18 protein-coding genes are annotated in these 18,015 nt (G+C 72.9%); 9 read left to right on the forward strand and 9 right to left on the reverse strand.

The annotated features are described in order from the left end of the window. Positions 1 to 79 precede the first annotated feature (79 nt). From BLT52_RS04255 to BLT52_RS04265, 3 genes are read left to right on the forward strand one after another with little or no spacing between them, the layout of a single operon-like run. Entirely contained in the window at positions 80 to 1,096 is a 1,017-nt protein-coding gene (locus BLT52_RS04255) for an NADP-dependent oxidoreductase (protein ID WP_090590954.1), read from the forward strand. 29 nt (positions 1,097 to 1,125) lie between these two features. Next, positions 1,126 to 1,920 (forward strand): exodeoxyribonuclease III, encoded by a 795-nt coding sequence (locus BLT52_RS04260; RefSeq protein WP_090590955.1) that lies wholly within the window; start codon positions 1,126 to 1,128, stop codon positions 1,918 to 1,920. After that, positions 1,917 to 2,468: a DUF402 domain-containing protein gene (locus tag BLT52_RS04265; protein WP_090590957.1), complete on the forward strand. Its 552-nt coding sequence runs from the start codon at positions 1,917 to 1,919 to the stop codon at positions 2,466 to 2,468. The genes BLT52_RS04260 and BLT52_RS04265 overlap by 4 nt, the downstream gene beginning before the upstream one ends. Before the next feature lie 545 nt (positions 2,469 to 3,013). Here the strand turns inward: BLT52_RS04265 and BLT52_RS04270 are convergent. Genes BLT52_RS04270 through BLT52_RS04285 form a run of 4 tightly spaced genes read right to left on the reverse strand, consistent with a single transcriptional unit; the run spans position 3,014 to position 7,019 of the window. Continuing rightward, positions 3,014 to 4,246 carry a four-carbon acid sugar kinase family protein gene (locus tag BLT52_RS04270; RefSeq protein ID WP_090590958.1) on the reverse strand — a complete coding sequence of 411 codons (1,233 nt, stop codon included), beginning with the start codon at positions 4,244 to 4,246 and terminating at the stop codon, positions 3,014 to 3,016. A 12-nt stretch (positions 4,247 to 4,258) separates the two neighbouring features. After that, positions 4,259 to 5,026: an SDR family NAD(P)-dependent oxidoreductase gene (locus BLT52_RS04275; RefSeq protein ID WP_090590961.1), complete on the reverse strand. Its 768-nt coding sequence runs from the start codon at positions 5,024 to 5,026 to the stop codon at positions 4,259 to 4,261. After that, the gene (locus tag BLT52_RS04280) at positions 5,023 to 6,030 is read right to left on the reverse strand and encodes a 3-hydroxyacyl-CoA dehydrogenase family protein (protein WP_090590962.1); all 1,008 of its coding nucleotides are present in this window, start codon (positions 6,028 to 6,030) and stop codon (positions 5,023 to 5,025) included. Before BLT52_RS04280 ends, BLT52_RS04275 begins: the two co-directional genes overlap by 4 nt. Before the next feature lie 53 nt (positions 6,031 to 6,083). After that, positions 6,084 to 7,019, reverse strand: coding sequence for a sugar phosphate isomerase/epimerase family protein (locus BLT52_RS04285; RefSeq protein ID WP_090590964.1), 936 nt, complete (start codon positions 7,017 to 7,019; stop codon positions 6,084 to 6,086). A gap of 159 nt (positions 7,020 to 7,178) precedes the next feature. Between BLT52_RS04285 and ppk2 the strand changes: the two genes are divergently transcribed. Next, positions 7,179 to 8,075: a polyphosphate kinase 2 gene (ppk2, locus tag BLT52_RS04290; RefSeq protein WP_090590967.1), complete on the forward strand. Its 897-nt coding sequence runs from the start codon at positions 7,179 to 7,181 to the stop codon at positions 8,073 to 8,075. Positions 8,076 to 8,183: 108 nt separating this feature from the next. On the opposite strand, the gene BLT52_RS21645 is transcribed toward ppk2, so the two are convergent. From BLT52_RS21645 to BLT52_RS04305, 3 genes are read right to left on the reverse strand one after another with little or no spacing between them, the layout of a single operon-like run. Then, on the reverse strand, positions 8,184 to 8,915 hold the full coding sequence (locus tag BLT52_RS21645; protein WP_090590968.1) for a GntR family transcriptional regulator: 732 nt from the start codon (positions 8,913 to 8,915) through the stop codon (positions 8,184 to 8,186). Next, complete coding sequence (locus BLT52_RS04300; RefSeq protein WP_090590971.1) at positions 8,915 to 9,691, reverse strand: triose-phosphate isomerase family protein; 777 nt, start codon at positions 9,689 to 9,691, stop codon at positions 8,915 to 8,917. The genes BLT52_RS21645 and BLT52_RS04300 overlap by 1 nt, the downstream gene beginning before the upstream one ends. After that, positions 9,691 to 11,418 carry a dihydroxyacetone kinase family protein gene (locus BLT52_RS04305; RefSeq protein ID WP_090590973.1) on the reverse strand — a complete coding sequence of 576 codons (1,728 nt, stop codon included), beginning with the start codon at positions 11,416 to 11,418 and terminating at the stop codon, positions 9,691 to 9,693. The genes BLT52_RS04300 and BLT52_RS04305 overlap by 1 nt, the downstream gene beginning before the upstream one ends. 266 nt (positions 11,419 to 11,684) lie before the next feature. On the opposite strand from BLT52_RS04305, the gene BLT52_RS04310 reads away from it, so the two are divergent. The 5 genes from BLT52_RS04310 to BLT52_RS04330 are packed head-to-tail and all read left to right on the forward strand — an operon-like array spanning position 11,685 to position 15,952. Then, the gene (locus tag BLT52_RS04310; RefSeq protein WP_090590975.1) at positions 11,685 to 12,392 is read left to right on the forward strand and encodes a hypothetical protein; all 708 of its coding nucleotides are present in this window, start codon (positions 11,685 to 11,687) and stop codon (positions 12,390 to 12,392) included. A 3-nt stretch (positions 12,393 to 12,395) separates the two neighbouring features. Next, positions 12,396 to 13,181 carry a hypothetical protein gene (locus tag BLT52_RS04315; RefSeq protein ID WP_090590977.1) on the forward strand — a complete coding sequence of 262 codons (786 nt, stop codon included), beginning with the start codon at positions 12,396 to 12,398 and terminating at the stop codon, positions 13,179 to 13,181. A 20-nt stretch (positions 13,182 to 13,201) separates the two neighbouring features. Continuing rightward, on the forward strand, positions 13,202 to 14,440 hold the full coding sequence (locus BLT52_RS04320) for a CpaF family protein (RefSeq protein WP_407922623.1): 1,239 nt from the start codon (positions 13,202 to 13,204) through the stop codon (positions 14,438 to 14,440). Beyond that, positions 14,355 to 15,680, forward strand: a complete 1,326-nt coding sequence (locus BLT52_RS04325; protein WP_231946604.1) for a recombinase family protein — start codon at positions 14,355 to 14,357, stop codon at positions 15,678 to 15,680. The genes BLT52_RS04320 and BLT52_RS04325 overlap by 86 nt, the downstream gene beginning before the upstream one ends. A gap of 56 nt (positions 15,681 to 15,736) precedes the next feature. Further along, positions 15,737 to 15,952: a hypothetical protein gene (locus BLT52_RS04330; RefSeq protein WP_090590982.1), complete on the forward strand. Its 216-nt coding sequence runs from the start codon at positions 15,737 to 15,739 to the stop codon at positions 15,950 to 15,952. A 46-nt stretch (positions 15,953 to 15,998) separates the two neighbouring features. Here BLT52_RS04330 and BLT52_RS04335 read toward each other — a convergent pair whose 3' ends face one another. Together BLT52_RS04335 and BLT52_RS04340 are read right to left on the reverse strand one after the other, a co-directional pair. Next, the gene (locus BLT52_RS04335; protein WP_090590984.1) at positions 15,999 to 16,709 is read right to left on the reverse strand and encodes a GAF and ANTAR domain-containing protein; all 711 of its coding nucleotides are present in this window, start codon (positions 16,707 to 16,709) and stop codon (positions 15,999 to 16,001) included. A 786-nt stretch (positions 16,710 to 17,495) separates the two neighbouring features. Continuing rightward, positions 17,496 to 18,005 (reverse strand): hypothetical protein, encoded by a 510-nt coding sequence (locus tag BLT52_RS04340; RefSeq protein WP_157676965.1) that lies wholly within the window; start codon positions 18,003 to 18,005, stop codon positions 17,496 to 17,498. Between the last annotated feature and the right edge of the window lie 10 nt (positions 18,006 to 18,015).

Consider the following 18,015-nt stretch of genomic DNA (forward strand, 5'->3'; position numbering starts at 1 on the left):
GCGGCGCGACGCGGGGCCCTGCGACGCGGGGGTGCGGCCCGCGCGGCCGGAGCCTGCCGGCGCAACTAGGGTCGCGAGCATGGCAGTGAGCACCCGCATCGTCCTGGCCGCCCGACCCTCCGGGGAGCCGACGTCCTCGGACTTCCGCACCGAGACCGTCGAGCTCGACGCCCCTGGCGAGGGCGAGGTGCTGCTGGAGACGCTCTACCTGTCGCTGGACCCCTACATGCGGGGCCGGATGAACGACGCCGAGTCCTACGCCGAGCCCCTCGCGCTGGGGCAGACCATGGTCGGGCAGACCGTGTCCCGCGTGCTGGAGTCCGCGGCGCCCGGGCTGGCCCCCGGCGACGTCGTGCTGGCGGGCAGCGGCTGGCAGACCCACTCCGTCCAGCCCGCCGACCGGCTGATCCCGCTCACCGACCCGCCCACCCCGCTGTCCACCGCCCTCGGTGTGCTGGGGATGCCGGGGATGACCGCCTGGACCGGTCTGCTGACCATCGGTGACCCGAAGCCCGGTGAGACGGTCGTGGTGGCCGCCGCGACCGGTCCGGTGGGGAGCGCGGTGGGGCAGATCGCCAGGATCAAGGGTGCTCGTGCGGTGGGCATCGCCGGCGGCCCGGAGAAGGTGGCTCACCTGCGCGAGCTCGGGTTCGACGCCGCCCTGGACCACCGGGCCGAGGACTTCGCCGAGCAGCTGGCCGCGGCCACGCCGGACGGGATCGACGTCTACTTCGAGAACGTCGGCGGACGGGTCTGGGACGCCGTGCTGCCCCGGCTCAACACCTTCGCGCGGGTCCCGGTGTGCGGCCTAGTCGCGGGCTACAACGCCACCGGGCTGCCCGAGGGACCGGACCGCTCGGGGCTGCTGATGGCCAAGGTGCTGCAGAAGCGGCTGACCGTCCGCGGCTTCCTGGTCCACGAGCTCGCCGCCGGTCAGCGGGAGCGCTTCCTGCAGGAGATGGGGCAGTGGGTGGCCGAGGGGCGGGTCCGCTACCGCGAGGACGTCACGGAGGGTCTGGAGAACGCGGTCGCGTCCTTCGTGGGCATGCTCCGCGGCGACAACTTCGGCAAGACCGTCGTCAAGGTGTCCGACTGAGGACGCGGTGGCCCGGTTAGGCTGCCGCCGTGCGCCTGGTCACCTGGAACGTCAACTCGCTGCGGTCCCGGATCGGTCGGGTGGAGGCGCTGCTGGCCCGCCACGACGTGGACGTGCTGGCCCTCCAGGAGACCAAGGCTCGGGAGGACCAGCTGCCGCTGCTGGGTCTGGAGGCGATGGGCTACGAGGTGGCCGCCGCCGGCACCAACCAGTGGAACGGCGTGGCCATCATCAGCCGGGTCGGTCTGGAGGACGTCCAGGTCGGCTTCGAGGGGATGCCCGGCTGGGGTGAGCCGGAGGCGCCGGAGTCCCGTGCTCTCGGCGCCACCTGCGGCGGGGTGCGGGTGTGGTCGCTGTACGTGCCCAACGGCCGCAAGCCCGACGACCCGCACTACCTGTACAAGCTGGACTGGCTGGCCCGGCTCCGCGAGGCCGCTCAGGGCTGGCGCGGGACCCCCACCGCGCTGGTCGGGGACTGGAACATCGCCCCACGCGACGAGGACGTCTTCGACATCGCCCAGTTCGCCCGCTCGACCCACGTCACCCCCCGGGAGCGCGCCGCCTTCCAGGGGTTCCTCGACGACGGCTGGGACGACGTGGTCCGCCCGCACGCGCCGGGGCCGGACGTCTACACCTACTGGGACTACTACCGGCAGCGGTTCGAGCGGAACCGCGGGCTGCGGATCGACTTCGTGCTCGGCTCCCCCGCCCTCACCGGCCGGGTGACGGGCGCCTGGATCGACACCGAGGAGCGCGCGGGCACCGGGGCCTCGGACCACGCGCCGGTGGTCGTCGACCTCGCCGACGCGCCGGCCGCCGGGTGAGCTGGCCCGCTGACGCGCGTCCTGGTGAGCCGGTGCTCTGCCGCTTCACCAAGTGGCCGGGGTCGGAGCACTGGCGCCACGACTGCGTCTGGCTGGGCACCGACGAGCACGGGGACTGGATCGGGCAGCGGGCCGGCGCGCGGAGCTGGCGTCCCGGTGCCGCCTTCGACAACCCGGTCCCGAACGTCAGCCTGGTGCCGGCTGGTGCTCCCGACTGGGTGGGGACGCTCTTCCCGCCCGGCCACCCCTCCGGCACCGCGGTCTACCTCGACCTGATGTGGGACGTCGCCTGGTCCCCCGACGAGCGCGGCGTCCTCACCGGCATCGACATGGACCTCGACGTGGTCCGCACCGACGCCCGCGGCACCTTCCTCGACGACGAGGACGAGTTCGCCGAGCACTCCGCCCGCTGGGACTACCCCGAGGACGTCCGGGCGCAGGTGGTGGCGCGGGCCGACGCGCTGCTGGTGGACGTCCGGATCGGTACCGCGCCGTTCGACGGTGCGACCGGCGCGGGGTGGTTGGAACGGCTCCGCCGTCTCGAGTGACGGTGCTCGCGGGCCCGAACCTGGCCCCGCCCGAGGTCGCCCGCACCAACGTGTCCATACGAGCACACTGGCCGCCCTACGGCGCCGTCGCGCCGCTATGAACAGCTTCCGGTGGACGTCCCCGGCGGGACCGTGCCGGGACGCCCGTCGATTCGTGCGTCCCACAGCCCGACAGGCTCCGCAGGGACCGGATGGGCTCTCGGACGCACGTTCTGACGACGCATCCGGGGGCCACCCCTCTGCCGCGGACTCAGACGCCGACGGGCGTGCAGGACGGCGTCGAAGGTCGGGCTCGACGAGGTGGCGGGCGGAGCGCGTCCGTTCCGTCACCTCCTGAGCGCGCGAACCTGCTCATGGGAGCACCCTGGGCTCTCCACGGCGCTCGAGTGCCGCCATGGACAGGTTCCTGCGGCCGTCGAACCACGCGACAGGCACGGGACGGCCGTCGGTGCGTGCGTCCCGCAGCCCGCCAGGCTCCCTGGGGACCTGATGGGCTCTCCGGCGCACGTTCCGACGACGGCGGCCGGAGCCACCTGGACAGGGACTCAGGTGCTGACGGCGCGCAGGACCGTGTCGAGGGTGTCGTCCTCGCCGACGTTGCCCGGCACCACCACCAGCACCACCGGACGTCCGGCAGGAGTGCTCAGGTCCCAGACGGAGACCCCCGGCAGCACCTGGCCGCGGACCCTGGCCCGGGCGGCACCGAGCCCGGCCCGGGCCACCTCCGCGCCGGTGATCCCACCTTTGGAGACCACCACCTCGACGTCGTCGCGGAGAGCGGCCACCGTGCCCACCAGCACCCGCATCACCGACTCGCCGTGGGCCAGGGTGTGGTGCTCGGGGCGCCGCACCCGTTCGCTGGCCAGCGCCGCGAAGCCGTCGGCCAGCGCGGGCGCCACCTCGCTCACCAGCCGGTCGACCTCCCCGGGTCCGTCGGCCAGCGCCGCGTCGGTGTCGATGACGCACGGGGCCCGTCGTCCGGCCGCGGCGACCGCGAGCTGGCGGGTGGCCGCGGAGGTGTGGGAGCCGCAGACCAGCAGCGTGCGCCCGGACGGCGTCACCGGGGTGGGGAGCAGGCCGGCGCTGGTGACCCCGGCCACTGCGGCGGCGATCGGCGCCCCACCGCGGACCACGAGCTCGCGCTCGGTCCAGGCCGTCCGGACCGCGACCGCCAGCCGCTCCACGTCGGCGTCGTCGTGGACGTCGGGCAGCAGCACCTGGCCGTCACCCGCACCGACCAGGGCGGCCACCAGCGCCGCGGGGTCGCGGACCACCTCGATGGGCAGCAGCACCGGTTCGCGGTCGGAGTGCTCGCGCACGTAGTCGGGCAGGTGGCCGGAGCGGTACCCGAAGACGGGGTCGGCGGCGAACTCGGTCTCGTGCGCCGGCAGGGTCCGCCCACCCACCCGGACCAGGTGGGTGCCGTCGACCGTGGTGCGGCCGCCGCCGGGGAAGGCCGGCACGAACAGCAGCGGGGCCCGGTCGTCGACGGCGGCGGCCTCGGCGAACACGTGCCCGCGCAGGGTGGAGTCCCCGCGCAGCACCAGGTGCACCCGCTCACCGAGGCGTCGCCCGGCCTCCGCGGCCATGTCCCGGGTCCGGTGCACCAGGGCGACGGCCTCCGCCTCGGCCACGGCGCGGGTGTTGGTCAGCAGGTAGACCGCCGGCGCGGAGCCCAGGGCGTCGGTCAGGGTGTCGGTGTCCCAGTCCAGCAGCACCTCCACGCCGGTGGCGGACTGGCTGCCGGTGGGGTCGTCGTCGAGGACCAGGACGAGCATCGGGACCCGCTCTCAGTGCATGTAGAGGCCGCCGTCGACGTTCAGGGTCTGCCCCGTCACGAAGCCGGCGTCCTCGCTGATGAGGTAGTGGACGGCCGCGGCGATGTCGCGCGGGGTGCCGATGCGTGGCAGCACGCCGTCGGCGGCCATCGCGGTCTTGCGCTCCTCGCTCAGGGCGCCGCCCATGATGTCGGTGTCCACCGGGCCGGGGGAGACGACGTTGGCGGTCACCCCGTGCGGGCCCAGCTCGCGGGCGATCGAGCGCATCAGCCCAACCACGCCCGCCTTGGACGCCGAGTAGGGCGTGCGGGAGTAGGTGCCGCCGCCGCGCTGCGCCGAGACCGAGGAGATGCCGACGATGCGGCCCACCCCGGAGACGACCAGCGACTCCGCCACCCGCTGGGTGATCCAGTGGGTGCCGGTCAGGTTGATCGAGAGCACCCGGTGCCACTCGTCGGCGTCCACCTCGAGGTAGGGGACCGGTGAGGAGACGCCGGCGAAGGCGACCACGGCCACCAGCTGCGGCAGCTGCGCCTCCAGCTGGTCCACCGCCGCACGGGCTGCGGCCCGGTCGGCCACGTCCGCCCCGACCCCGACCGCCCGGACGCCGTGCTGCTCGCTGACCTCGGCCGCCGTCTCCGCCGCGGCCGTCGGGTCGACGTCGACGACCCCGATGTGCCAGCCGTGCTCGGCCAGCAGGTGGGCGGTGGCCCGGCCGATCCCGCGCGGGGAGGCGGCGCCGGTGAGCACCGCCGTGCGCTCGGCCGGGAAGGAGCTCACTGCTCGGTCTCGCCCGGCTCGGCGGGGTGGATCGGGGCGGGGCCGAGCTCGGCCAGCAGCTCCTGCATCTTGACGTAGGCCTTGTTGCGGTAGGCCACCAGCTCCGGCACCCGCTCGGCGGGGACGTCGAGGAAGCCGCCGCCGGACTTGGTGCCCAGCTTGCCCTGGGCCACCAGCTCGGCCAGCGCGGTCGGGGTGGCGAAGCGCTCGGGCCAGCGGCCCTGCAGGGACTGGAAGCAGAACTCGTAGACGTCCAGCCCGGCCATGTCGGCGATGGCGAAGGGGCCGAAGAACGGCAGCCGGAAGCCGAAGGTGGTGCGCACGATGGTGTCGACGTCCTCGGCGGTGGCCACCCCCTCCTCCACGAGCTGGCTGGCCTCGGAGAAGAGCGCGTACTGCAGCCGGTTGAGCACGAACCCGTCGGTGTCGTTGACCCGGGCGGTCTGCTTGCCGGTGGCGCGGACGATCTCCTCCACGCCCGGCAGCAGCGACTCGTCGGTGCCGGGGTGGGGGATGATCTCGACGCCGGGGATGAACGGCGCGGGGTTGGAGTAGTGCACCCCGAGGAAACGCTCGGGACGGTGCACCGCCTCGGCCAGCCGCGCGATCAGGATGGTGGAGGTGTTGGAGCCGATCACCGCGTCGTCGGCGGCGGCGGCGGAGATGCGGCGCAGCGTGTCGTGCTTGACCGCGATCTTCTCCGGCACGGCCTCCTCGACGAACGAGGCGCCGTCGACGGCCTCCTCCAGCGAGGCGGCGGCGCTGACCCGGGCTCGCATCACGTCGGCCGCACCCTCGGGGAACAGGCCGTCGGCGGTGTACTGGGTGGCCTCGGCGACGATGCGTTCCAGGTTGCCGGCCGCCACCTCGGCGCTGACGTCGCTGATCCGGACGTCGGCGCCGGCCAGGGCGAGCAGCTGGGCGATGCCGCCGCCCATGTAGCCGCTGCCGACCACGGCGATCTGGCGTCCCTGCAGGGGTGCGGGGGAGGAGGTGGTGGACATCGACGTCCCTTTCTCGGAGCGGGTCGGTTCGGACGGGGGCGGGGAGCTGTCGTTCAGCGCGGCAGCAGCGAGCGGAGGTAGCGCTCGTTGGTGGCGCAGACCCCGAGGCTGTCCCCGCCGTACTGCTCGAGCAGGAACGGGCCGCGGAAGCCGAGGTCGACGGCGTCGCGGACGACCTCGCGGTAGTTGATCAGCCCGAGCTCCATGCTGGTGGGGGTGGAGCTGGCCCAGGAGCCGTCGCCGGCCTCGTCGCGGGCGTAGTTCTTGACGTGCCAGTAGTTGGCGTAGGGCAGCGTCTTGGCGTGCATCTCGCGCCAGTCCTCGATGGGGCGGTGCAGCCGGACCAGGTTGCCGATGTCGGGGTTGAGGCCGACGTTGTCCAGCCCGATCTCCTGCACCAGCTGGACGGCGCTGTCGGCGGTGCCGAGGTAGGTGTCCTCGTACATCTCCAGCGCCATCGGCAGCCCGACGCTGGCCGCGTGCTCACCCAGCTCACGGAGCCGGCGGACGCAGAGCGCGCGGGTCTCGGCGTCGTCGGGGTCCTTCCAGCCCGGGGCCGTCCAGAACCACAGCGCCTTCTTCTGGGCCTCGCTGAACGGGTGGTGCAGACCGGTGGAGAAGACGCTCATGCCGAGTGCGGCGGCGCCGTCGATGCTGCGGTGGGCGTACTCGAGGTTGCGCTCGCCGTGCTCGGGGTGGATGACGCTCTGGCGCTGCACGTGGACGGAGATGATCTCGACCCCGTGGGACTTCGCCACGGCGAGCAGCTCCTCGCGCCGGGACGGCTCCAGGTCGGCCGGGCGGATGTGGTTGTCGGCGATCTCGATCGCGGTGAAACCGAGCTGCTCCACCTCGGTGAAGACCTCGTCCCAGCGCTCGACCGGGGCGTCGTGCAGGGGGTCGGCGCCGGGGCGGGCGAAGCCGTGCATGCAGACGGCGATCGGCCAGTTCTCGGCGGTGAGCTCGGCGGGTGCGGCGGGGGTCGACATGACCACGTCCTCGGGATCGGTACGGCTGACTAGATCCAACATCCTATAGGAAGTGGGGAGGTGTCAAGGCGTGGGTAGGAGACGGTGGTCGTCGCGCACCGGCTGTTCACCATGACTGGCCAGGATCGGAGCAGGCAGGCGACAGGAGGAGTGGGGCAGATGACGCAGACGGACTTCCGGGAGTACCTCGACTCGCTGCGGGGCGACGGGTTCAGCGTCCGCCACGACGAGCACGGGTCCGACCCCGACCTGATCGACCCGGGTGGCCGGGCGGTGGAGAGCTGGCGCGAGCAGTACCCCTACGAGGAGCGGATGGGCCGCGACGAGTACGAGGCGGAGAAGTACGTGCTGCAGATCGAGCTGCTGAAGTTCCAGTACTGGACCCAGGACACCGGCGGCCGCCACGTCGTCCTCTTCGAGGGTCGCGACGCCGCCGGCAAGGGCGGCACCATCAAGCGGTTCACCGAGCACCTGAACCCGCGCGCCTCCCGGGTGGTGGCCCTGACCAAGCCCACCGAGACCGAGCAGGGGCAGTGGTACTTCCAGCGCTACGTCAGCCGGCTCCCCACGGCCGGGGAGATCGTGCTCTTCGACCGCTCCTGGTACAACCGCGCCGGGGTGGAGCGGGTGATGGGCTTCGCCAGCGACGCGGAGTACGAGCTGTTCATGACCCAGGCGCCGCAGTTCGAGCAGATGCTGGTCGACGCGGGCATCTCGGTGACGAAGCTGTGGTTCTCGGTGACCCAGGCCGAGCAGCGGACCCGGTTCGCGATCCGCCAGCTGGACCCGGTGCGGCAGTGGAAGCTCTCCCCGATGGACATCGAGTCCCTGGACCGGTGGGAGGACTACACCGCGGCCAAGGAGCAGATGTTCCTCCGCACCGACACCGACCACGCCCCGTGGACCACGATCAAGAGCAACGACAAGAAGCGCGCCCGGATCCAGGCCATGCGGTTCTTCCTGTCCCAGTTCGACTACGACGGCAAGGACGCCGACGTGGTCCAGACGCCCGACGAGAAGGTCGTGCAGCGTGGGCTGAGCGCGGTGGGTGACTGAGGGTTCGCCTCCACCGACGGCAGGGAGGGGCAGGACCGACGTCCTGGGGGCGTACGTCGAGCTCGAGGCGGGCCGGGTTCGGCCCTCCGAGGTGCATCCTGAGCAGGCTCAGAGCTCCCGGGCGATGCGCAGCGAGCGCTCGCGGACGTTCTCGATGTGACGCCGCATGGCCTGCTCCGGGCTGAGGACCTCACCGCGGGCGGTCGTGCGGGAGGAGAAGGCGTCCACCACAGCGGCGTGCTCGGCGACGGCCTCGTGCACGTCGGTGACGCCGCGCAGCGCGCTCTGCCGCATCCGGTGCAGCTGGGCCCCGAGGGAGACCGACATGCTGAGCAGGTACCGGTTGCCGCAGTGCTCGAGGACGACGGCGTGGAAGTCGGAGTCGCTGGCGAAGTACTCGGTGGTCAGGGTCAGGTCCACCCGGCCGGCGGCCAGCGCCTCGGCCACCCGCTCACCGGCGCGGACGTGGCGCTGCTGGGCCTCGCGGAGCTGCTCGAGCATGACACCGCTGGCGGGGGTGGCCAGCCGGGCCGCGGTGGTCTCCAGCATCAGCCGGGCCTCGAACACCTCGGCCAGCTCGCCCTCGGACAGCGGGGGCGCCACCCGGTAGCCCTTGAGCGCCTCGCGGGTCACCAGCCCGGTGCGCTCCAGGTGGACCAGGGCCTCCCGGACCGGGGTGGGGGAGACGGCCAGCTCCCGGGCGATGGTGTCGATCGCCAGCCGGGCGCCGGGTTCGAGCTCGCCGCTGAGCAGCAGCTCCAGGATCCGCTCGTAGACGTGGTCGCGGAGCCCGCGCCGTGCGATCCGGCGGTCGGGTGCGGGGGTCGGGGGACGTGGCATCAACGCGGCTCCCGGTCGGCGACGTCGAGGACCTCGTCCAGGATGCGGGCGACGGCGGCCGGGTCGTGGGCGAAACGGCCGAGGAACATGCCGTCCACGCTGTCGGCGATGGTGGGCCACAGCCCCGGTCCGGCGCTGCCGCCGTAGATGACGCGACCGGGCAGCATCGGGTCGGGGGCGACGGAACGGCGCAGTGCCGCGGCCACGGAGCGGATGTGGTCCGCCCCGGCCGGCTCGGGGGCGCCGATGGCCCAGACGGGTTCGTAGGCCACCACCACCGGACCCTCCAGCCCCTGCTCGCGCGCCGGGGCCAGCGCGGAGTCGATCTGGCCCAGCACCTCCGCGACCGCCTCCGCGGGGCGGCCCCGCTGCGGCTCGCCGACGCAGAGCACCGGGGTGAGCCCGTTGCGGAGCGCGGCGGTGGTCTTGGCGGCGACCACCTCCTCGGTCTCGCCGAACATCGCCCGGCGCTCGGCGTGGCCGACCTCGACCAGGGTGCAGCCCAGCTCGGCCAGCACGCGTCCGCTCACCTCACCGGTGAAGGCGCCCTCGTCCTCGGTGCCCAGGTCCTGCGCGCCCACCCGCAGCCCGGAAGGCAACCCGAGCTCCAGCGCGGCCGGGATCGAGGGGAACTGCGGCATCACGAAGAGCTCGGCCAGCCCGCCGGTGATCGCGGGGTGGGTGCGGGCGGTCCCGGCCACCGCCTCCACCCACGTGCGGGTGCGCGCGTGGGAGAAGTAGGTCTTGAGGCTGGAACCCACCAGCACCGGGGCCATCAGGCGCCCCAGAGCCGTCCGCCGACCGTGCCGACGACCAGCGCGAAGGAGACCGCGCCGGGGTCGGCGGTGCCGCGGGACTTCTCCCCGTGCGAGCGGGCGCGTCCCAGCTTCGCGGTCAGCTCCTTGGTCGACTCGGCCCCCTGGTCGGCGGCCTGCACGGCGGCGTCCCAGGCCTGCGGCAACGGGTCACCGGCGCCGACCCGCTCGGTGAGGGTGCGGACGAAGGGGACGATGGCGTCGACCATGGTCTTGTCCCCGACCGCGGCGCCGCCGACACGCTCGACGGCCTCCTCGGCCTGGCGGACGCCCTCGGCCACCGCCGCCGCCTCGACCGCGTCCTCGTCGCCGATCGAGCGGGCGAAGGCGTCCAGCATGGCGGCCCAGATCGCCCCGGACGTCCCCCCGGCCCGGTCACCCCAGGCGTCGCCCGCGCGCTGCACGGTGGTCCCGGCACCGGCCCCCGCCTCCAGGGCCTCGTGGGCGGCGTCCCGGGCGGCGCGGCTGCCGCGCTGCATGCCGATGCCGTGGTCGCCGTCGCCGGCCACCCGGTCCAGCCGACCCAGCTCGTCGGCGTGCTCGTCCAGGACTGCGGCGACGGCGTCCAGCGCCTCGGCCACCCGGGTGGCGGCCCGGCGGGAGACATCGCTGGCCTCGCCGATCTCGGTGGCGGCGGCCACCGCGGCCTCGATCTCCTCGGCGGCGACCTGCTGCTGGCCCGACACCCCGCCGCGGCGGAAGGCGGCGGTGTCGCAGGGGGCGGTCCAGAGCCGCTCCAGCTCCTCGTCCAGCCACAGCAGGGTGAGCGAGCAGCCGGCCATGTCGAAGCTGGTGCAGAACTCGCCGACCTCGGGGTCGACCACCTCGATGCCGGCCTCCTCGAGGAGGCGGTGCACGGTGGCGTAGACCACGAACAGCTCCTCGTACTTCACGCTGCCCAGCCCGTTGAGGATCGGCACCACCCGGGCGCCGCGGACGTCGACGCCGTCGGGCACCTCTCCCAGCAGGGTGGAGACGAAGCGCTCGGCCAGCCCGGCGGCGGTGGGGACCTCGACCTCCTCGATCCCCGGCTCGCCGTGGATCCCCAGCCCGACCGCCATCCGCCCCTCCGGGACGGTGAACAGCGGCTCGTCCGCGCCGGGGAGGGTGCAGCCGCCGAAGGCCACCCCCAGGGATCGCATCCGGTCGTTGGAGAAGGAGGCGACCCGCTCGACCTCAGCAAGGTCGTAGCCGGCCTGGCAGGCGGCGCCGGCGATCTTGAAGACGACCAGGTCACCGGCGATCCCGCGACGCTTCTCGCGCTCGTCAGGGCCCGCGCTGGAGACGTCGTCGGTGGCCAGCACGGTGCGGCACTCGATGCCCTCGGCGCGCAGCCGCTCCTGGGCGGCGTCGAAGTTGAGGACGTCGCCGGCGTAGTTGCCGTAGCTGAGCAGGACGCCGCGGCCCTGGTCGGCGGCGCGGGCCACCGAGTGCACCTGCTGGGTGGAGGGCGAGGCGAACAGGTTGCCCATCGCCGCACCGTGGGCCAGGCCGGGGCCGACCAGACCGGCGAAGGCCGGGTAGTGCCCGGAGCCACCGCCGATCACCAGGGAGACGGTGGGCTCGCTGCCGCGGGTGCTGCGGACGACGCCGCCGGGGACGTGCCGCACCCAGCGGGACGCGGCGGCGGCGAAGCCGACCACCATCTCGTCGGCGAACTGGTCGGGGTCGTTGAACAGCCACGCCATCGTGGGGCTCCTCGTGTCGGGGACCGGGTCAGCGCTGATCCTATAGGAAGTTGGATGTCGCGCCAGGGGTGAGCGGGGGTGCGCACCCGCCTGGCTTCGTGGAACAGGCCTGCGCACCTCAGGCGGAGCCGCTTCCTATAGGAAGTGCTACCGGACAAGAAGTTGTCAACATATTGCGCAGAATCCCTGGTGGAGTGGCCCGGTGGTCTGGTGAGGTCGGTCGCGAGACGGGCCGACCGGTCCGTCCAGACCAGTCGAGGGGGGCCGTGAGCACCACCGCCAGGGGCGCCCGGGGGAACGCACCAGCCGGCGCCGCACCGCAGCCGGCGCGTGCGCCGGGGCCGCCGCGACCCCCGGACCTGTCGGCGCTGGACCGTGCGCCACAGCTGCGGGCCCGCCGCTCGCCCCGCTGGATCGCCGCCGGGGTGCTCGCCATCTGCCTGGGCGCCATCGGGGCGGTGCTGCTCTGGGACGGTGCCGTCACCTCCCAGCAGGTGCTGCGCGTCAACGCCGCGGTCGCCCGGGGTGAGGTGGTCGAGGCCGGTGACCTCGGGCCCGTCACCATCGGCTCCCTGCCCGGGGTGTCGGTGGTGCCGGCCGAGGAGCTCACCGGGCTGGTGGGTCAGCACGCCCTGGTCGACCTGCCCGCCGCCAGCCTGGTCCCGGCCGGCGGCGTCGGCGCGCCGGTCGTCGCGGAGGGGACGGCCCGGATGGGATTGGCGCTGCCCGCCGGTCGCCTGCCCTCCGGGACGCTGGTGCCCGGGGAGTCGCTGCTGCTGATCCCGGTGCCCGCCCCCGACGACGACAGCCGCGAGGCGCGTCAGCCGGTGGTCGCCGCGACGCTGGTCAGCGCCCCGGCGGTGGGTCCGGACGGCGTCGTGACGCTCGTCGACGTCACGGTGGCGGTCGAGGACGCGGAGGCGGTGGCCCGGCTGGCGGCCACCGACCGCCTGGTCGTGGCCCGGGTGGGCTGAGAGATGGCGCTGCTGGTGCTGGCCGCTGCCGCCGGGTCGCCGGGAGTGACCGCGACCAGCGTCGGGCTGTCCCTGCTGTGGCCGCGGGACGTCCTGCTCGTGGACGGCGACCGCGACCCGTCCCAGTCCGTCCTCGCCGGGTTCCTGCAGGGAGCCGACGGGCGCGGCCGCGGGCTGGTGGAGCTGGCCCGGGCGCACCGCGAGGGACGTCCGCTGGAGCGGGAGGTGCTGCACCACACCCTGGTCCTGGCCGGGGACGGCACCCGCCAGCGGCTCTTCCTGCCCGGCTTCACCCGTCCCGGGACGGCCCTCCTCTTCTCCCGTGTCTGGGGGGACCTGGCGCGCGCCCTGCAGACCCTCGACACCGCCGGCTTCGACGTCGTGGTGGACGCGGGCCGGATCGGGGCGGCCGGGCTGCCCAGGGAGCTGGTCGGTGCCGCGGACGCGGTGGCCGTGCTGACGCGGTCCACGTTGCGCTCGCTGGCCGCGACGCGGCTCTACCTGCCCGAGCTCCAGGAGACGGTGGCGCTCAGCCAGGGACAGCTGGGTCTGGTGCTGGTGGGTGAGGGACGCCCTTACTCCGCGCGCGAGATCGCCGGTCAGTTCGGGCTCCCGGTCTGGTTGGTGGTGGCCGAGGACGCCGCGGCGGCCGCCGTCTTCTCCGACGGCGCACCCCACCCCCGCAAGCTCGGGCAGTCCGCCTACGTCCGTTCGCTGCGGCAGGGGGCCGAGACGCTGTTCGGGCTGGCCACCCGGTCCCGTCGGCTGGTGAGCGGGGTGCCCCGGTGACCCACTCCCCGCTCCAGTCCGTGCCGCTGTTCCAGGCTCCTCCCGGGCCACCGGGGGACGACGTCGCCCCGCCGCCCCGGACCACCTTCACCGCCACCGAGATCGCCGCCAGCCCCCTCGGTGAGCAAGCGGCCGGATCGGTGGACTGGGGTCTGGTGGTGGTGCTCCGACGCCAGGCCTCGGCGGAGATCTCCGAGCACTCGCGGCAGTTCCAGGAGGAGCACGGCCGACCGATGCCCGACGTCGACCGGCGGCTGATGGGTCGGGCGACGATCCGTTCCATCGTGCGCCGGCACGCCGAGCAGCTCAGCGCCCTGGGCCAGGAGCTGTGGCCGATCCAGGTCGAGCGGCGCTACGCGGGGGCGGTGGAGGACGCGGTCTTCGGCTACGGGCGGCTGCAGCCCCTGTTCGACCTCCCCACCGCGGAGAACATCGAGATCCACGGCCACGACTCGGTCATGGTGCAGCACGGGGACGGCCGCCGGGTGCCGCACCCGCCGGTGGCCGACAGCGACGCCGAGCTGGTCGAGGCGATCCGCTTCCTGGGCGAGATGGCCAGCCCCAGCCGACCCTTCGACGACGCCCACCCCACCATGACGCTGGCCCTGGGGCACCGCTTCCGGCTGCACGCCATCGGCTTCGGGCTGTCGTCGCGGCCCTCGGTCACGATCCGCCAGCACCTGCTCACCGACGTCACCCTGGCCGAGCTGGCCGACGGCGGTCTGCTGCCCGACGACGTGGCGGCCTTCCTGCACGCCGCGGTGCTGGCCCGCAAGTCGATCGTGATCTCCGGTGACCAGGGTGCCGGGAAGACCACCCTGCTCCGGGCCCTGGTGGCGGCCATCCCGGTGCAGGAGCGCTTCGGCACCATCGAGACCGACTACGAGCTCCTCACCCACCTGCTCCCCGGGCGGGGGAACGTGCTGGCCCTGCAGGCCCGCACCGGGCTGGGCGAGGTGGTCGACGGACGCCGGCTGGGGGAGTTCACCGTGGCGGACCTGCTGCCGGAGGCGCTGCGGCAGAACCTGTCCCGGCTGGTCATCGGCGAGGTCCGCGGCGGCGAGGCGGCGGCCATGTTCGAGGCGATGCAGGCCGGGCCGGGACTCGACTACCCTCGAACGTGTGAGAGCGGCGATCTACACCCGGCAGTCACAGGACCGCACCGGCACTGGGCTGGGAGTCGCCCGCCAGGAGGCCCTGTGCCGGCAGCGCGCCGAACAGCTCGACTGGACTATCGTCGCCGTCTACTCCGACAATGACGTCTCCGCCTCGACCGGGAAGCCGCGGCCTCGCTACCAGCAGCTGCTCGCTGACCTCGAGGGCGGCCTGGTCGACGCGGTGGTCGTGTACAACCTCGACCGGTTGCACCGCCGCCCGGTCGAGCTCGAGCACTTCATCACCTTGGCTGACCAGCACCGGACTGCGCTGGCCTCCGTCTCAGGGGAGGTGGACCTGTCTACCGACGGGGGCCGGCTGCACGCACGGATCCTCGGCGCGGTCGCGCGCGCGGAGATCGAGCGGAAGTCCGCCCGGCAGACCGCCGCGTACCGGCAGCGCGCGCAGCAGGGGCGTCTCCACCGGCTCCAGCCCGCGTTCGGGTACCGCGGACTCCAGCTGGAGCCCGTCGAGGCGCAGGCTGTGCGGGACGCCGTCGGCTGGGTGCACGACGGGGTGTCGCTCTACGAGATCGCCCGGAGGTGGACGGCCAGAGGGTTGACCACCGCGCTCGGGAACCCGTGGGAGGGGTCGACGGTGGCCACCTACCTGCGGAACCCGCGCGTCGCAGGCATCCGGACCTACCGCCGGGAGCCGGTCGTGGTCGACGGCGAATACGTGCGGGGTGAGTGGGAGCCCCTCCTTGACGTTGACACCTGGCAGGCGATGACGGCCGCGCTGGCGAGCCGCGGGCACCGCTGGCCGGAGCGGCAGCAGCAGCTCCTGCTGTCGGGGGTGGCGCGGTGCGGCACCTGCGGGAACCGGATCAACTCTGGGGGCAAGCGGCAGGGGAACTCGGTCGGGCACCGCTACCGCTGCGTGAAGAACGGGTCGCACATCAACCGCACCGCAGCGCCCGTCGACGAGTTCGTGGTGGACGCCCTGGTCGCCCGGCTGGGGCAGCCGGACACGGTCGACGTGCTGAGCGCGGCGCCGACCGTCGACGTCGGCGGGCTCAGGGTCGAGGCCACACAGCTCCACCAGCGGATGGAAGGACTGTCGGAGGCGTACGCCGACGGCGCCATCAGCGTGGGCCAGCTCCGTGCCGGGACTGAGCGGCTGCGTGGCCAGCTGGCGGAGGTGGAGCGGCGACTGCAGTCCGGACAGCGGTCGGCGGCGACGGCCCGGCTGGTCGCTAGCTCGGACGTCCGGGCCGCTTGGGACGCTCTCGAGATCTCCGTGCAGCGGACGGTGCTGCGCGAGCTCGCCGGCATCACCATGCACGGGCCCGGGGCCGGGATCAGGTACGTCACGGCTGAGCAGGTCGTCATCGACTGGCTCTGAGCGCGACCTGCGGCGGTCCGCGAGGACCTGTCATAGCGTCGACCTACCCTCGGCCCATGACCATGACCGGGGCACCTGAGGCCGTCGCCGCTGCTGAGCGCTGGCAGCACCGCAACATCTGCCACATCCTCGGCCTCGACCCGGACACCACCGTGCCGGGCAGCGTCCGGCGCGAGGAGCGGTGGGATCCTACCCGACGGCCGGCCCGGTCCATCTGGCTGACCTGGACTGACCCCGACGGCGTGCGTTGGGAACGCTGGCGCCGGCACTGACGCGAGCCGTTGTGCACTTGATCGGCTCAGACATCGTCCAGCGCCTTCACCTCTGGCGGGTCGGGAGGGCGCTCGCGTCCGGCTTCCCTCGCATCGCGACGAGCTGCTCCGCCACCTTGAACAGCTTGACGTTCGATCGCTGTGAGGCCTCGACCAGGACGTCGAAGGCCTGCGTGGCGTCGATCCCGAGCCGCTCCATCAGGATGCCCTGCGCCTGCCCGATGAGCGTCCGGCTCGCCACTGAGGCGGTCAGCTGGTCGTCTCGGCGAGCGGCCGCGAGTGCGGCCGAGATTTGGGCGGCGAGGGTGATGGCAGCGGCTTGGTCGTACTCGTCGAAGGCGTCAGGGTCGGTGGAGTAGAGGTTGAGTGAGCCATGGCCGCCGGAACCGGCGTAGAGCCGCACCGACAGCATCGAGCGCAGTCCGAGCTCGTTGTAGGCGGCCCACGACCACCCAATCCAGCGCTGCTCGACCGCCAGGTCGTGGCTGAGCACGAGCTGTTGCCCCACCAAGGCCGTCAGGCACGGGCCCTCGCCGTACTGCAGCTGCAGTTGGTCACCGCGGCGTACCAGGTCGCTGGTGGCGGCGGTCGTGCGCACCTGGCCCCGGACGCTCTCGAAGAGCCCGGCGGCGGTGCAGCCCGGCACGATGACGAGTGCCTGTTCGACCGCGGCCAGGAGGGTGCTCGTCTCGCCGCGGGAGGTCTGCATGGCCAGTGCGGCGTCGGCCAGCGCACCGGCCCGTTCCTGGTGCTTCACCGTGTGAACGTACGCCCTCGCACAAAGGTTCGAAACCAACGCAGACGAGAAGGAGCGGGCGTAGGTTGTGCGAGGCGGTGAGCAACGGGGCTTGCCGACTGGAGTGGGTTCTGCCCGATCGGGGGATGGGGCAGAACCCGTTTCCTCCTTCAGCAGACCAGAAATCACGCGGTAGGAACGGTGGAGCCGAGCGCCGACCCGTGGCCCTCCGCGCCCCTCCGTGCAGCGGGAGCCCGGCAAGCCGCTGCTTGACCCGCCGAACTCCCGGGCGACGGCCACGAGGACGCGCCTCCACTCCGCCTGTTACCCGACTGATCTGACTCAGACAGGTGGACCGAAGCCCGAAGGGTCACCGCTTTCGGCTTCAGCGCTTCCAGGCAGGGATGCTGCTCCTAGCGTGCGCACTCTCAGCCACCGAGAGCGGGCGGGTATGCATGAAAGAGACCCTCGCCCGAGCAGTCCCGGGGCCGCTAGCTCCTACGCAGAGCAAGAGCGAAGCCCACTTCGTCGGGGGATCGAAGTGGACCTCGCCTGCAGACCATTATGTGTCAAGAAAGTTGACAGGTCCAGTCCGCTATCGGTTCAGATCGTCTTCAGGCGGAGTTCTGCCCCACTCCCCCGAACCAGGGCAGAACTCCGTGACGATCCCCGAGTGGCGAACCACAAGCGGATTTTATGTCACGCTTTTGTAACGATGCAAGAGGTAGCACGGCGTGGCTCGTGCTGCTCCTAACGACGAAGAGCCCCCAACTAGAGCACATGACTCAGAGCAGGGGCTCAGGATGATCAGACAGTGGCTCCCACCCACGGCCGGCCCGCCACCCGGGTCCAGGACAGCCGCGGCGGGCCCTCGATGGTGGCGGTGACTTCGGCCGAGGCGGGGAGGCCGTTGCGGACGGCGGTGAATCCGAGGACGACCACAGCCCGGCTGGGGGGCATGACCGACGGCATGACGAAGGTCCTGGAGTCGGCGTCTCCCGTGAGCTGCACGGGCGTCCCAGAAACCTGCCGCACCGCCCACGAGTCGGCGGTACCTGACCCCATGGACGCGGTGACGGTCCTCTCCGATCCGGGCTCGACGTCGACCGCGTCCGGGGTCACCGTCAAGGTGACGGCCGCCGTGCTGATGGTGGTGATCTTGTGCAGCCTGAGGCGCTGGGCCAAGCCTGGTGCGGCCGGTGTGCTGGTCGTGGTGATCCGGTGGAGTCGGAGGTGTTGTGACGTGTCGGGTGTGGGCGGTGCGCTGCTGACCGTAGCGACCTTGTGCAGGCGGAGACGCTGCGTCGGCTCGGGCACGGTCGACCTT

This window comes from Auraticoccus monumenti, from assembly GCF_900101785.1.
Lineage (GTDB): Bacteria > Actinomycetota > Actinomycetes > Propionibacteriales > Propionibacteriaceae > Auraticoccus > Auraticoccus monumenti.